This is a genomic window from Rossellomorea aquimaris, from assembly GCF_020172085.1.
GTDB lineage: Bacteria > Bacillota > Bacilli > Bacillales > Bacillaceae_B > Rossellomorea > Rossellomorea aquimaris_E.
In genome coordinates this window covers 1,790,660-1,806,403 of sequence record NZ_JAIVAT010000003.1, presented here as the reverse complement: position 1 = coordinate 1,806,403, position 15,744 = coordinate 1,790,660, and the positions used below count along the sequence as shown (strand labels likewise).

Annotated in this window: 13 protein-coding genes; all 13 read left to right on the top strand. The window is 42.0% G+C overall.

Going from position 1 to position 15,744, the window contains the following annotated elements:
• Positions 1-138: 138 nt before the first annotated feature.
• The 13 genes from LCL96_RS09985 (at position 139) to spoVE (ending at position 15,102) form a co-directional block, all read left to right on the top strand.
• On the top strand, positions 139-1,035 hold the full coding sequence (locus LCL96_RS09985) for a ketopantoate reductase family protein (RefSeq protein ID WP_224941219.1): 897 nt from the start codon (positions 139-141) through the stop codon (positions 1,033-1,035).
• 1 nt (position 1,036) lies between these two features.
• Positions 1,037-1,423, top strand: a complete 387-nt coding sequence (locus tag LCL96_RS09980) for a DUF3397 domain-containing protein (protein ID WP_224941218.1) — start codon at positions 1,037-1,039, stop codon at positions 1,421-1,423.
• A gap of 87 nt (positions 1,424-1,510) precedes the next feature.
• Positions 1,511-3,130 carry a bacillithiol biosynthesis cysteine-adding enzyme BshC gene (bshC, locus tag LCL96_RS09975; RefSeq protein WP_224941217.1) on the top strand — a complete coding sequence of 540 codons (1,620 nt, stop codon included), beginning with the start codon at positions 1,511-1,513 and terminating at the stop codon, positions 3,128-3,130.
• Between the two features lie 220 nt (positions 3,131-3,350).
• Positions 3,351-3,782, top strand: coding sequence for a division/cell wall cluster transcriptional repressor MraZ (gene mraZ, locus LCL96_RS09970; protein ID WP_224941216.1), 432 nt, complete (start codon positions 3,351-3,353; stop codon positions 3,780-3,782).
• 37 nt (positions 3,783-3,819) lie between these two features.
• Positions 3,820-4,755 (top strand): 16S rRNA (cytosine(1402)-N(4))-methyltransferase RsmH, encoded by a 936-nt coding sequence (gene rsmH / locus LCL96_RS09965; RefSeq protein WP_224941215.1) that lies wholly within the window; start codon positions 3,820-3,822, stop codon positions 4,753-4,755.
• Between the two features lie 25 nt (positions 4,756-4,780).
• Complete coding sequence (gene ftsL, locus LCL96_RS09960) at positions 4,781-5,149, top strand: cell division protein FtsL (protein ID WP_224941214.1); 369 nt, start codon at positions 4,781-4,783, stop codon at positions 5,147-5,149.
• Positions 5,149-7,356 (top strand): penicillin-binding protein, encoded by a 2,208-nt coding sequence (locus LCL96_RS09955; protein WP_224941213.1) that lies wholly within the window; start codon positions 5,149-5,151, stop codon positions 7,354-7,356. The genes ftsL and LCL96_RS09955 overlap by 1 nt, the downstream gene beginning before the upstream one ends.
• A gap of 234 nt (positions 7,357-7,590) precedes the next feature.
• The gene (locus LCL96_RS09950; protein WP_224941212.1) at positions 7,591-9,507 is read left to right on the top strand and encodes a stage V sporulation protein D; all 1,917 of its coding nucleotides are present in this window, start codon (positions 7,591-7,593) and stop codon (positions 9,505-9,507) included.
• A gap of 181 nt (positions 9,508-9,688) precedes the next feature.
• Positions 9,689-11,149, top strand: a complete 1,461-nt coding sequence (locus LCL96_RS09945) for a UDP-N-acetylmuramoyl-L-alanyl-D-glutamate--2,6-diaminopimelate ligase (protein WP_224941211.1) — start codon at positions 9,689-9,691, stop codon at positions 11,147-11,149.
• Between the two features lie 2 nt (positions 11,150-11,151).
• Positions 11,152-11,565 carry a hypothetical protein gene (locus tag LCL96_RS09940; RefSeq protein ID WP_224941210.1) on the top strand — a complete coding sequence of 138 codons (414 nt, stop codon included), beginning with the start codon at positions 11,152-11,154 and terminating at the stop codon, positions 11,563-11,565.
• 2 nt (positions 11,566-11,567) lie between these two features.
• Positions 11,568-12,542 (top strand): phospho-N-acetylmuramoyl-pentapeptide-transferase, encoded by a 975-nt coding sequence (gene mraY / locus LCL96_RS09935; protein ID WP_224941209.1) that lies wholly within the window; start codon positions 11,568-11,570, stop codon positions 12,540-12,542.
• Positions 12,543-13,895: a UDP-N-acetylmuramoyl-L-alanine--D-glutamate ligase gene (gene murD, locus LCL96_RS09930; RefSeq protein WP_224941208.1), complete on the top strand. Its 1,353-nt coding sequence runs from the start codon at positions 12,543-12,545 to the stop codon at positions 13,893-13,895. It begins immediately after the preceding gene.
• Between the two features lie 106 nt (positions 13,896-14,001).
• Positions 14,002-15,102 carry a stage V sporulation protein E gene (gene spoVE, locus LCL96_RS09925; RefSeq protein ID WP_224941207.1) on the top strand — a complete coding sequence of 367 codons (1,101 nt, stop codon included), beginning with the start codon at positions 14,002-14,004 and terminating at the stop codon, positions 15,100-15,102.
• Positions 15,103-15,744: the final 642 nt, after the last annotated feature.

The window sequence follows — 15,744 nt, the reverse complement described above, 5'->3', positions numbered from 1 at the left end:
TCGTGATAATATCAGGGTCCGTTCCTTTGGAACGGGCCCTTTCTTTACCTAAGGGGAATGATTCTTTTAGACTATACGTTTTCTTCATGTGGGAAATTTGGTAAAATGTTCTTAAATGAAGTGGGAGAAGGGGTATTTATGAAAATAGGAATCTTTGGAGGAGGGGCGCTGGGTCTTTTATTTGCCGGTTATTTGGGCCGTTTATTCGATGTCACCCTAATTGTAAGGCGAGACTCTCAGGTCAGCTCACTGTTAACCAATGGAGTTACTATACATAGAGATGGTTCAACAATCAATACAAAGGTAAAGGCTGTTAAACAAATAGAGGCAAAGCCGGAATATGACCTAGGAATTGTAGCTGTGAAGGAATATGACCTCGCATCACTAGAAAACATTCTTTTGAAATTTCATCCCGATCGTCCCCTTCTATTTGTCCAAAACGGGATAGCTCATGTCGAATGGGTAAAAACATTGCCGCATCGTCATTTGATTGCCGGCTCAGTTGAACATGGGTCCATGAGAGAGAATGATGATACCGTTCATCATTTAGGAGAAGCAGGGACTAATATTGCCTTAATTAGAGGGAATTGGGGTGTGGTAGAAGAAGTAGTATCACAGAGTGCCCATTCATTCCCTTTTTCAATCCAACCCGATTTCGAAAAAATGCTCCTGACCAAACTTTTTATCAATGTTTTGATCAATCCTTTGACTGCCCTCACCGGTGTGGTAAATGGAAGAGTGGTTGAAAATCCGTATTTACATCAAGTACAGAAGGATTTATTCCGTGAGTTACATCTATTGTTTCCTCATATGGAAGGGGTCATATCTTTCGATAAAGTGGTCGAGATCTGCAGGAACACCTATCAAAACAGATCTTCCATGTTAAAGGATATTGAATCAGGAAGAAGAACGGAAATCGAAGCGATACTAGGCGTACTTCTCGACAAAGCAGAAAAGGAACACCATTTTGTACCCAGCATGAATCTACTATACAGATTAGTTAAAGGAATAGAAACAGAAGGTCTGGGGGGATAAAATGGCATCCGTTTTTTCTACGATCATAGCCATTTTCGTTATGATCCCGTTTTTGGGATATTTCATTAGCTTCATTCTTGCTAAGGAAATCATGAAGAGCCATCGGAAAGCGGTCCATATCGCTATCGATATTACCACCTTTCTATTGATCGTCTCGGTTCACTTTATTGTCATAGCCATTTGGCAGACATCTTATCTATGGTTGATTTTCATCGTGATCTGTTCCATCGGGGTCCTGTTTGCGATTATGTATTGGAAGGCGAAGGGAGAAATTAACTACCCAAAAGTATTGAGGGGGTTCTGGCGAGTAAACTTCCTCTTTTTTTTCACAGCCTATATTACACTAATGATCACGGGACTCATCCTTCGCATTATGGAGTTGAATTAATATTTACAGGCAATTTTTTTCCTTTTCCTCATGTGGAATGATATACTCGTCGTTAGGATATTAAGAGCTAGAAAAGGAGTCATTCATATGGAATTGGGAAGCTTAAACATTCCTGCAATCAATCAGTTTGCATCTAAATATTTAAAACAGGAAGAGCCTGTCACTTCTTTTTTTCACTATAACATCAATATGCCTACAGTATATCAAGAACGGATAAAGGACTTACGTTCACGTCAATTCCCAAGAGAAGGGCTGACTGAATGTATCTCCTCTTATATGGAGGGGCTGCCTTCTTCCGGGGAAGTGGAGGAGTCACTCGGGAAGCTGAGGGATAATGCCGTAACGGTAGTGGCCGGTCAGCAGGCGGGCCTCTTGACAGGACCACTCTATACAATACATAAAATTATTTCAGTCATCCAACTGGCGAGGCAGCAAGAAGCCGAACTTAAACAACCTGTTGTACCGGTTTTTTGGATAGCTGGAGAAGATCATGATTATCAGGAAGTGAATCATATATACGTTGAAAAGGGATTGAAACTTGAGAAGGTTGGATATCCTGAGAGGGTATTAGAAAAGAAGATGACCTCACATATAACGTATACAAAGTCAGTGATGAAGAAGTGGATTGATGACATCCTGGCGGCGTTAGGTGAAACAGAATATACAAAGCAGCTAGTGGCGGACCTCAATAAGATGATTGACCAGGAAGAAACGATTGTTCGTTTATTTGCTCATATTGTCATGGGATTGTTTAAAGATTTCGGATTATTAGTCATCGATTCATCTTACCCTGCGCTTAGAAGACTTGAAGGAGAATATTTTCACCATTTGCTGGAGAGCTCGAAACCCATCACAGATGCTGTCCTGGAACAACAGAGAATCATACGGGAAAGTGGGTTCAGCACTCAATTGGACATATCCCCCACTGCTGCAAATCTATTCCTCCAAATTCAAAACGAAAGAGCGTTGCTCGAGCGAGAGGGGGATCTGTTTTTTGAGAAGAATAGTGGGAAAACATTTTCTACCTCTGAGTTGTTATCCATTTTGGAAAAGAGTCCTGAATCATTCAGCAATAATGTCGTGACAAGGCCGCTGATGCAGGAATGGTTATTCCCTAACCTTGCATTCGTTGCAGGACCCGGGGAAATTGCATACTGGGGGGAATTGAAAAGAGCATTTGAATATGTAAATTTAAAAATGCCTCCAGTTGTGCCCCGGTTAAACATCACCATCATGGAGAGAGAGGTCCATAAGAGGATTCAGGAACTTCAGTTATCCCTTCAAGGAGTCATTACAGAGGGTGTTGAAGCAGCGAGGGATGCCTTTTGGAAGTCTCTCGAACAACCGGAATTAGAAATGGAAATGATAGATATCCAGAATGATCTCCTAAGGAAATATAAGAGAATTAGGGAACAATCTGTTTCGATCGATAAAGGGTTGGCTCCTATTATTGATAAGAACCTTGAATTTCATCTCAGTCAATTCGATTACCTGCGCAATAAGCTGGATAAAGCATTGAAAGATAAACATTCATTGATATTCGATCAATTTAAGAAAGTGGAAAACAGTATCAGACCAAACGAGGGACCACAGGAAAGGACCTGGAATGTACTCTATTTTTTAAATAAGTACGGTCCCACTTTCGTAAGAGACCTTACTCTTCAAGAGTTTACGTTTGATGGAACTCATAAAGTGATATATATCTGACTACCGGAAAATAAAAAAGGACCCGATTCGTTAGGAAGTGCGAATTGGGTCCTTTTTCTGTTGTAAACAGACAAATTTCTCTTAGTGAAATTTGTCTGGAAAAGCGGGAAAAAGACTAATGAAAAAAAGAGGGAATATTTTGCAAGGAAAGAATATAGAAAAGAGTGGAGAAAAGTGGGGGGATGTGGTACATTTGTGTTAGAAAGTGGGGGCAGTGCATATGTTCATGGGCGAATATCAACATAACATTGATAATAAAGGCCGTTTAATCGTACCTGCCAAGTTCCGTGATCACCTTGGAGATTCATTTGTCATCACTAGAGGGCTTGATCAGTGTTTATTTGGTTATCCCATGGATGAATGGCGTTCCCTTGAGGAAAAGCTTAAAGCCCTGCCACTTACAAAGAAAGATGCCCGAGCCTTCACTCGTTTTTTCTTCTCAGGGGCAACCGAGAGCGAACTGGATAAAACGGGCAGGGTTAATATTCCTGCTTCACTTGTGAATTATGCCCAATTGGATAAAGAATGCATTATTTTAGGAGTTTCCAATCGAATTGAGATTTGGAGTAAATCATTATGGGAAGACTATTTTACACAATCTGAAGATTCATTTGCTGAGCTTGCAGAGAATATGATAGGGTTTGATATCTAACCCCCACAAAACGTTCGATTGGAAAGGTGAAGTCAACATGTTTAAACATACAACTGTATTATTAAAGGAAACGGTAGATGGCTTGGATATAAAGAAAGATGGAGTATATGTGGATTGCACGTTGGGTGGAGCAGGTCATAGTGAATACCTGGTCAGTCAGCTATCAAAAGACGGACATCTATATTGCTTCGATCAAGATGAAACAGCCATTAACCATGCCAAAGAAAAACTTTCATCCTATCAGGACAGGGTTACATTTGTTCAATCAAATTTCCGAAATATCAAGGAAGAACTTGAAGAACTCGGAGTACATAGTGTGGATGGGATTTTATACGATCTTGGTGTGTCATCTCCTCAACTGGATACTCCAGAAAGAGGCTTTAGTTATCACCATGATGCGCCTCTCGACATGAGGATGGACTTAGAAGGGGAAGTAAGTGCTTATGATGTCGTCAACCATTGGTCGTTTGAAGATCTTGTTAGAATCTTTTATCGGTACGGTGAAGAAAAGTTTTCCAAGCAAATTGCCAGGAAAATTGAAGCGGCACGTGAAGTAAAAGCAATCGAAACCACAGGTGAACTAGTGGAACTGATCAAGGAAGGGATCCCTGCCCCTGCAAGACGAAAGGGAGGGCACCCAGCCAAGAGGGTCTTTCAAGCGATTCGTATTGCCGTGAATGATGAGCTTGGAGCCTTCGAAGATTCGTTGGAGCAAGCCATTGGACTTCTGAATAAGGGTGGAAGGGTGAGTGTTATTACGTTCCATTCGTTAGAAGACCGGATTTGTAAGACAATGTTCAAAGAAAAAGCTTCTGGGCCAGATTTACCTCCTGGATTACCTATCATTCCAGAAGGATATGAAGCTGAACTTAAGCTGGTAACAAGAAAACCGATCCTGCCAAGCGAGGAAGAGCTTGATGAAAATAATCGAGCAAGGTCGGCTAAACTGAGAATCGCAGAAAAAAATATATAAAAAGAAGGAAATAGGAGGGAGAATTTTGAGTAACTTAGCCAGAAATTACGAGCAGCAAAAAGTTGAGAAATCTTATCAATCCGTTCAAGCCAAGCCTAAAGCGTTAAGAGAGGAAAGAAGGTCCGGCATCACTCCGGGTGAGAAAATCCTTGTAGCCATCTTTGCAATGGTATTTTGTTTCCTTGCCGTTCAAATCGTATCGACACAGGCAGCCATCTATGATGTGAACAAAGAGGTTCAGCACGTTGAAACCACTATTGAAAAACAGGAAAAAGCTAATAATGACCTGAAACTTCAAGTGAGTGAACTGAGTACGTATGAACGTATTCTTGAAAAGGCAAAAGAACTTGGACTTAACTTGAAAGATAAGAATGTTAAGGTTGTTGAACAATAATGAAAAAAAGACCAAGTATGAACATAGGGGCAGCCATCCTTTTCGGGATTTTCGGCTTGCTCTTTTTTGTATTAATGGTTCGCTTTGTCACCATTCAGGTCACTGGGGAAGCTGAAGGGAAAGTACTGGCATCACAGGCAGCAAAAAAATATATTAAGAGTCATATTTTAGAAGCGCACAGAGGCACGATTTTTGATGGAAAGGGTGAGGCAATCGCGGAGGATACCTCCGCCTATACTTTGGTTGCAATATTGGATCCAAGCATCACAAGTGATCCAAAAAAGCCGAAGCATGTCACAGATCCTGAAAAAACGGCCAAGGTTCTCGCTGATCACCTAGATATGAATGAAAATGAGATTTATAAACGCTTAACCAAAAAAGGTTCGAACAATAAATCCCCTTATCAAGTGGAATTCGGTGCAGCAGGAAGAGATCTATCCCATCAGATGATGCTTGAAATTAAAGAAGAGGATCTTCCGGGTGTTACGTTCAGAAAGGAAGCGAAGCGATTCTATCCTAACGGTTCATTTGCTTCTCATCTCATCGGATTTGCACAAAAAACAACCGATGAAGATGGGGATTCCACTACAATCGGAAAAATGGGTGTAGAAGCAAGCTTTGACGATGTGCTGAAGGGTAAGGATGGCTCTGTCTCGTATAAAAGTGATGTATGGGGTTACCTATTACCTAATGCAGATGAACATGTCACTCCTCCTGAAGATGGGGACGACATCTATCTGACAATCGATAAGAAAATCCAAACATTCCTTGAAGAGGCAATGAATGAAGTTCAAAAAAAGTACAAGCCGAAGAAAATGTTTGCTATAGTTTCTGATCCTAAGACAGGGAAGATTCTGGCGATGTCCCAAAGACCTACCTTTCATCCGGATACAAGAGAGGGGCTCTTGGATAACTGGACCAACATCATTGTAGAGGATACCTATGAACCGGGTTCTACAATGAAGTCCTTTTCTCTGGCTGCAGCGGTGAATGAAGGGAAATTCAACCCAAATGAAACATACGAATCAGGAAAGTTCTATGTGGAAAATGTTCCGAACCCGATTCGTGATCACAATGGTGGAGAAGGATGGGGGACGATCACGTACTTGGAGGGAGTTCAAAGATCTTCTAACGTTGCGTTCGCCAATCTATTAGATAAAATCGGATTTAAAAAATATGAGAATTATTTACATGAATTCGGTTTTGGTGAGGCTACGGATGTAGGATTACCTAACGAGGCATCGGGCTCGATTCTCTATCATTATCCGATAGAGAAGTACACAACCATCTTCGGTCAGGGGACTACTGTCACACCACTCCAAATGATACAGGCAGAGTCAGCTATTGCGAATGACGGCAAAATGATGAAACCATATATTATCTCCAAGATCGTTGATCCGAATTCGAAGAAAGTGATTAAGGAGACGAAGCCCGAAGTGTCAGGAAGCCCCATTTCGAAAGAAACAGCCAAAAAAACGAGGGAATACCTGGAGACGACTGTCACATCTGAACACGGTACTGGGCAGAGGTTTGCAATAGAAGGGTATCGCGTTGGTGGTAAATCAGGATCGGGTCAGATACCCGATCCCGAAAATGGGCGATATATGGTGGGTAAAGAGAATTATCTCTTCTCCTTCATGGGGATGGCTCCCATCGATGATCCTCAACTGATTGTATATGTGGGGGTTCAACAGCCTGAATTGGAACCGACTGAAATCGGCTCTGATCCGGTATCTGCGGTCTTCAATCCTGTTATGCAGAATAGCTTGAAATACTTAAATATTAAACCACAGGAAAAAGTGAGCCTGAAAAAACAGTCTCTACCTGAAACAAGAGATATGAGCGTAGAAGAGGCGAAAAAAGAGCTGGAAAAAGCAGGGGTTACCCCGATCGTCGTCGGGAATGGGTCCCGAGTGGTCAAGCAACTTCCTCAAGGTGGAGATGCCATTCTTGAAGGGGAAAGGGTTGTGATTAAAACCGACGGGGATATGACCCTCCCGGATTTGAAAGGCTGGTCCGTAAGAGATGTCTTTAAGGTAGCCAATATCGCAGGTCTGAAGATTAATATGGTTGGAAATGGTTATGCCGTCAGCCAAAATATCCAGCCTGGGGAAAAGGTGAAAAAAGATGAGCCCCTTGTCGTCAACTTCAAAACCCCTGAAGAGGCAGCGGTACCTGAAGCTGATGAAGAACAGCCTTTAAACTAACAAAAAGGATGACTATTGAATGAGACACCTTTCCCCCTGTGCCAGCATCATAGGAAACAGGCATAGGATTGGAAGGGTCTCAGCGTGGTCACCTTTTTTATTTTGCTCACTCCTCGCTATTATTACGCTTATACATATTGATTCCTGACATCATCTGTCTTTCAATGATTTCAAACATACCCCAATAAGTCCAAGCATATAATGGAACGAGCCATAGAAGGGGAGGTTCCATTTGTGAAAAGAGTATCGAATGTAACGGTAAGAAAGAGATTAGCTGTAGCGCTTGTAGTAGGAGTCCTCATATTCTCCATCATAGATATCAGGCTGGGGTATGTTCAGTTTTTTAAAGGGGACTGGCTTACCGGATTAGCGAAAGACTCCTGGAGTCGAAATATACCATTTCAACCTGAACGTGGAAAGATTGTAGACCGAAATGGAGTGGAACTCGCTGGAAATCAGAGTGCGCCAACAATATTTGTCGTTCCACGACAAATCACCGATCCTCAGGGAACAGCAGATAAACTGGCTGCCGTTCTTAATATTTCGGTAGAATCTGCATATAAATATGTAACACAGAAAGCCAATATGGTGTTGATAAAGGAAGCAAGAAAAATTTCATACGAAAAAGCGAAAGAAGTAAGGGACTTGAATTTAAAGGGTGTTTATTTAGGGGAGGATTCTAAGCGTTATTATCCGTATGGAAGCTATTTATCCCATGTTCTCGGGTTTGCGGGGATTGATAATCAGGGGCTGATGGGTCTTGAACTTTCATATGACGAAGAGCTTAGTGGAGATAAAGGGTATGTGAAATTTTTTTCTGATGCCAAGGGGAAGAGAATGCCCGATATGGCGGATGATTTTGAAAAACCACAAAATGGATTGGATTTAAAGTTGACGATTGATACCAAAGTACAAACAATCGTAGAACGTGAGTTGGATATCGCTGAGGCTACGTATAATCCAGATGGTATCATAGCGATTGCCATGAATCCAAAGAATGGTGAAATACTGGCCATGTCGAGCCGGCCGACATTTGATCCTGCGAACTTCCGCAATGTACCTCAGGAGATATATAACCGTAATTTACCGATTTGGAGTACGTATGAACCTGGGTCCACGTTCAAGATTATCACGCTTGCCGCGGCCCTGGAAGAAAAGAAAGTGGACCTTTATAAAGAAACATTTCATGATCCTGGTCACATAGAGGTGGCGGGTTCGACCCTTCATTGCTGGAAACGGGGAGGACACGGGACACAAACGTTCCTGGAAGTCGTACAGAACTCTTGTAACCCTGGTTTTGTTGAATTGGGTCAGAGGTTAGGGAAAGAGAAATTATTCGATTATATCCATGATTTTGGATTTGGAGAAAAGACTGGCATCGATCTGCAAGGTGAAGGTAAGGGTATCCTGTTCAACCTTGACCGTGTCGGTCCCGTGGAGCAGGCGACGACCGCATTTGGCCAAGGTGTTGCCGTTACTCCTATTCAGCAGGTTGCAGCTGTTTCTGCAGCAGTCAACGGAGGAGTATTGTATCAGCCTTATATTGCAAAAGAGCTGATTGACCCTTCTACAGGAGAAGTAGTCATGAGAAAGACCCCTCAAATCAAGAAAAGGGTCATATCTGAAGAGACATCCAAGCAGATTCGGGATGCGTTGGAAAGTGTCGTTGCGAAAGGCAGCGGTAAGAAAGCTTATGTAGACGGTTACCGGGTAGGCGGAAAAACAGGGACAGCTCAAAAAGCAAAGGATGGTAAATACCTCGAAAACAATCATATCGTTTCATTTATGGGAGTCGCACCAATGGATGATCCTGAAATAGTCGTATATGTTGCGGTTGATAATCCAAAGGGTACAATTCAATTCGGTGGGGTCGTTGCTGCCCCTATCGGTGGAAGCATTATTGGTGATAGTTTAGAAGCAATGGGTGTACCGAAGCGTAAAGGTCAAATTGAAAAAGAATTGACTTGGACTGACACTCCAATGATTGAAACCCCTGACTTGATTGGATTAACGAAGAATGAACTTCAGGAACAACTTGTGGATCTCAACTTGGACGTAAGTGGAAGTGGAGAAAAGGTGGTAAGCCAATCTCCTGACCCGGGGGTGAAAGTGAAACAAGGATCTAAAGTGAGGGTATATTTATCTGAGTAAACACAATAGGGAAAACTTCTTTAAAAATATTTCATGGTATACTTATTATTTTGATAAGCAACGTGAAGAACCGGAAGGAATGGAAAAAGATATCGAACTAAGTTAAAAGGTTGATAGCTTTCACACGTATTTTTTTGTAAAATATAAAAAGGTTGCTTTCTACCTGTGAGGAGTTGAAAAGATGAGATTGCACACTTTGCTGGAAGTACTACCGTTTTTCTCAGTACAGGGTGAAGGGAATCCAGCTATTTCAAACATCGCGAACCACCATAAGAAAGTGAAGAGTGGAGATTTATTTATCTGTATCAACGGGTTAGAGATTGATAGTCATTCTCTTGCAGGAGTAGCTGAAAGAAATGGTGCAGCAGCCATTCTAGCAGAGAGGACTTTAGAAGTAGACATTCCCGTGATTGTTGTTCCTGATACGAAGAAAGCGATGGCCATTCTGGCAGACTATTTCTATAAACAGCCCTCTCACCAGCTTTTTCTCGTCGGAGTGACGGGAACGAATGGGAAAACAACAACAACCCTTCTCATTGACCAGGTTTTTACTCAAAGTGGAATGAAAACTGGATTAATTGGGACCATGCACATTAAAGTGGGGGATGAATTACAAGTCAGCCACAATACGACCCCTGACAGTTTAACCCTGCAACAGACCTTTAGGAGTTTTTGTGATAAAGGGGTGCGTTCAGCCATCATGGAGGTTTCTTCCCATGCCTTGGATCAAGGGCGTGTACACGGATGCGACTACGATATCGCCGTGTTTACAAACCTGACTCAGGATCACCTGGATTACCATAAGACCATGGATAATTATCGTAATGCAAAAGGCTTATTGTTTTCTCAATTAGGGAATACTTATTTTAAAAAATCCCCTAAATATGCCATTATTAATAAGGATGACGAAGCAGCTGACTATTTCATCAAGTCTACAGCCGCCCATGTAGTTACATACGGTCTGTCTCCTTCAGCTGACTTCCATGCGAAAGATTTGATTCTTGGTGCAACAGAGACCCAGTTCACTCTCGTGTCCCCTTTCGGAGAACAAAAGATGGTCTTAAATTTAGCGGGGCAATTTAATGTATACAATGCTCTTGCAGCCATTGCGACAGCTTTTGCGGCAGGAATCCCAATCGAAGAGAGTATAGGGAGCCTGGAAAAGGCAAAAGGGGTCAGGGGACGATTTGAAACGATTTCTGAAGGGCAGCCATTTTCTGTCATCGTTGACTACGCCCATACACCTGATGGTTTGAAGAATGTACTGGAAACCATCCAGACCATTGTTGCAGGCAAGGTGATAGTAGTGGTCGGTTGCGGTGGGGACAGAGATAGGATCAAGAGGCCGATCATGGCGGAGATCGCCTGTGATTACGGTGATTATGCTATTTTCACCTCTGATAATCCAAGGACCGAGGATCCGGTTGGCATCTTGAAAGATATGGAGTCGGGTGTCTTTGGTAAACAGTATCAACTGATCGTCGACCGTAAAGAAGCAATCAAAGTAGCTTTGAATAGGGCACAACCTGGAGATGTGGTGTTGATTGCCGGGAAGGGTCATGAGACCTATCAGATCATAGGGAATAATGTATACGATTTTGATGACCGGGAAGTGGCAAGACACTTCATCAAGGGAATGTAGAAATGCTCCTATACGATGATGTAAAGAAATTGTTTCCCGATGCAAAAGGAATTTATCTGCCCGGCTATACGTTTTTAGTAGTTTCAAATTCAACTAGTATGAGGATGGAGAAGGGACTATATGTCCCTTTTGGTGATAAAATCGATCTTTTCAAAAGTATTGAAATGGGGGCAATCGCTTCACTATGGCCAAATAGTGAACAAGTGCCCTCCTTTGTTCCAAATCACTTTCCGTTATTTATGGTTGAAGATGTGTACTTGGCCTATGTAGACTTACAAGAGAATTACAAACAAAATTACAATCAAGAAAAGTGGGAAATTATGACGAAGTTTATTTATATCAATGAACCTGAAAAACATCAAACAGTGGAGAACGGATCTGCTATGAAACAAAAAAGAGAAAAAGGAGGGGAATAACCATGATGGAACAAGTGATCTTATTTACGATTATAATGGCATTTTTAATAACCGTATTGCTTGCACCTCTATTTATTCCTTTCCTCAGAAGGTTGAAGTTTGGACAAAGCATCCGGGATGAAGGTCCACAATCGCATCAGAAAAAGACTGGAACCCCTACCATGGGTGGGATTGTGTTCCTGCTCTCCATTGTCATTACAACATTTATTATGACAGGGAAATATTCAGAGCCGGGTCCTGAAACATATTTAATGATCCTGGTGACAGTTGGTTTTGGCTTATTGGGATTCCTGGACGACTTTATCAAGGTCGTGATGAAAAGGAATTTAGGTTTGACATCCAAGCAGAAACTCCTTGGACAGATCGTCATATCGGTCATTTTTTACCTTATTTACACTCAGAATGACTTTCCGACTTCGGTATCGATACCGCTAACGGATCTTTCATTTGAACTGGGTTGGTTTTACTGCTTATTTATCATCTTCTGGCTGGTCGGATTTTCAAATGCAGTCAACTTGACGGATGGGCTTGATGGACTGGTATCCGGCACGAGTGCCATCGCCTTTGGTGCGTTGGCTGTCCTTGCATGGAGCCAATCACAGTATGATGTAGCCATATTTGGGGTGGCGGTAGTAGGTGCAGTACTCGGTTTTCTCGTTTTCAATGCCCATCCTGCCAAAGTGTTCATGGGGGACACTGGATCGCTGGCTCTCGGAGGTGCGATTGCCACGATTGCCATTTTAACCAAACTTGAAATTATCCTAATCCTGATTGGAGGGGTTTTCGTCATCGAGACTCTTTCCGTCATCTTACAGGTTGCCAGCTTCAAAACAACCGGAAAACGAATTTTTAAAATGAGTCCTTTACACCATCATTACGAGTTAGTAGGATGGTCAGAATGGCGAGTAGTCGTTACATTTTGGACTGTAGGACTACTTTTTGCTGTATTAGGAATCTATATTGAGGTGTGGTTATAAGTGAAAAAAATAACAAAATTCAAACATAAAAAAGTACTGGTATTAGGCCTGGCAAAAAGCGGGGTAAGTGCTGCCTCTCTCCTACATAAACTGGAAGCATTTGTTACGGTGAATGATCAAAAGCCTTTGTCTGAAAACCCTGAGGCTCAGGGGCTTCTTCAGGAAGGGATTAAAGTAATTTGTGGCAGCCATCCCATTGAGCTTTTGGATGAAGGTTTTCAATATGTGATAAAAAATCCTGGGATTCCCTATCACAACCCATTGATTCAAAAAGCAATCGAAAAGAATATTCCAGTCTTGACGGAAGTAGAGCTCGCCTATTTGATTTCCGAGGCAGAAATGATTGGAATCACAGGAACAAATGGAAAAACGACGACAACCACTCTTCTGTTCGAGATGTTGAAAGAGGACAACCAAAAGCCTTTGATTGCGGGGAATATTGGAACTGTTGCTTCTGAGGTAGCACAGAATGCAAAGGAAGATGAGAAAATGGTCGTCGAGCTCTCATCTTTCCAACTGATGGGAATTGAAGAGTTTGCTCCTCACGTCGCCATTATAACCAACTTGTATGATGCTCATCTGGATTATCATGGGGATTTATCAGAGTATTGGAGAGCGAAATCCAATATCACAAAAAACCAAACAGAAAAGGATTATCTGATCATCAATGGTGACCAAGATCATGTTCAGGAAGCAGTCAGCTTTACAAAAGCCCGGGTCATTCTCTTTTCAACACAAAAAGAGGTTCGGGACGGAGCCCATATCAAGGATGGTGCGATTTATTTCAAGGATGACAGAGTCGTTGAATTAGACTCAATCGTCCTGCCTGGAGAGCATAATCTTGAAAATATCTTATGTGCTGTTGCAGCCTGTAAGATTTATGGTGTATCCAACAACAGCATCCAGAAGGTATTGAGTACTTTCGGTGGAGTGAAACACCGCACTCAATTTGTACGGGAACTAAATGGAGTTAAATACTACAATGATTCGAAGGCAACGAACAGCTTGGCAACGAAGAGCGCCCTTAAGGCATTTGACTCTCCTACTATCCTGCTTGCAGGAGGTTTGGATCGTGGAAATGAGTTTGATGACCTGATTCCATTTCTGTCCAAAGTGAAGACGTTGATTACATTTGGAGAAACGTCATCGAAGCTTGTGAAAACAGGGGAAAAGGCAGGGATACAAACCATCATTCCTGTCGATAATGTTGAGGAAGCGGTTCCGGTCGCATTTAAGAACGCTGAAGAAGGGGACGTAATATTATTGTCTCCTGCGTGTGCGAGCTGGGATCAATATCGAACTTTTGAACAACGTGGTGACATTTTTATTGAAGCCGTGCATAAGCTTAAATAAGGGCTTGTCCAGATAGAGCATCCATACCAGCGCAGCCAGTCATTCAGGGATAAACGATTTTCTATGCTCGAACGGCTCTAAATTTGTCTATTCGAGGTGTTTAGCATTGCCTTTAAAAAAATCGACTCCCGATTTTATTCTCATTATGGTCACCCTCACATTACTTGCCATTGGACTGGTCATGGTTTACAGTGCAAGTGCAGTATGGGCGGATTACAAATTCGATGATTCCTTTTTCTTTGCAAAAAGGCAGGTTTTGTTTGCCGGTGTAGGATTATTTGCCATGTTCTTCATCATGAATGTAGAGTACTGGACATGGAGAAAATGGTCAAAAATCATTATCATCGTTTGTTTCGTCCTTCTTGTCCTCGTGCTGGTCCCCGGTATTGGGGTATTGAGAAACGGTTCGAGGAGCTGGATTGGCGTCGGTGCCTTTTCCATTCAGCCTTCAGAATTCATGAAGCTTGCCATGATTGCTTTTCTTGCAAAATATTTATCTGAAAATCAAAAGTACATCACTTCTTTTAGAAAAGGGGTCCTGCCCGCACTCTTGCTCGTGTTTACAGCTTTTGGAATGATCATGTTGCAGCCGGATTTGGGAACGGGTACCGTAATGGTTGGGACATCCGTTGTGATGATTTTTATATCAGGGGCTAGAATTAAGCATTTCGTAGGTTTAGGAATGATTGGTTTGTTGGGGTTTGTTGGTCTGGTTATATCTGCACCATACAGGATTAAACGGATCACCTCCTTTTTAGATCCATGGCAGGACCCACTAAATAGTGGATTCCAAATCATTCAGTCACTATATGCGATAGGACCGGGTGGGTTATTCGGACTAGGACTGGGACAGAGTAGACAGAAGTTCTTTTACCTGCCGGAGCCGCAAAATGACTTTATATTTGCCATATTGGCAGAAGAACTCGGTTTTATTGGTGGGACCCTGGTCCTAATCTTGTTTTCATTGATCTTGTGGAGGGGTATCCGGATTGCGCTGGGGGCACCAGATCTATTTGGAAGCTTTCTTGCATTAGGGATCGTTTCCATGATTGCGATTCAAGTAATGATCAATGTAGGGGTTGTGACAGGGCTGATGCCTGTTACAGGGATTACACTGCCATTTTTGAGCTACGGCGGATCTTCTTTAACTCTGATGCTTATGGCTGTAGGAGTACTGTTGAATATTAGTCGTTATACAAGGAATTAAAACCATGTAATGTTAGAGATCGATGAGAGAAAAGCTGATGCAAGTGGAGGATGAATCTTGAAAATCATTCCTGAACCACTTTCACCTCTTTTCTTTTGTCGTTCTCTTTTTTTTTTTCGCTCTTTTCGCAAAAAATGTTGTTATACTTGCACAGACTATGATTTGCAAAAGCTCTGTCAATTATTATTTGGGAGAAGGGGAAGTGTTGACAGAGCAAAGGTTCATGAATATCAGTTGAAAAAGAGTTGCTGTAAGTTATCCTGACAGTACACTGGTATTGCTGAAACATTTATGCTTAGACAGTTGATTGGAGCGGAAGATGCTCGACTCCTGCGGGAAACGCTGGACAGGTGAGACCCCACAGGACTTTAGCCCGAGGAGGCTCACCGCCAGCCCCGCGGAAAGCGAGCACCTGGAGCGGAGATCAACCACTTCTCTCTACATCCAAAAGCAACAATGTTTATGAAAACAGACTTTTTTATCGATGAAGGAAATCTAAAGAAAATCTATGTTTTATTGAAATAACAATAGGATATTTAAAGATGGGATGTTACAATAAATTACATATACGTAATTCATTATTATCATGCCTTTTCAAAATAAAGGAGAGTTTGTTACTTTTGTTAACCAAAACTTTTACAA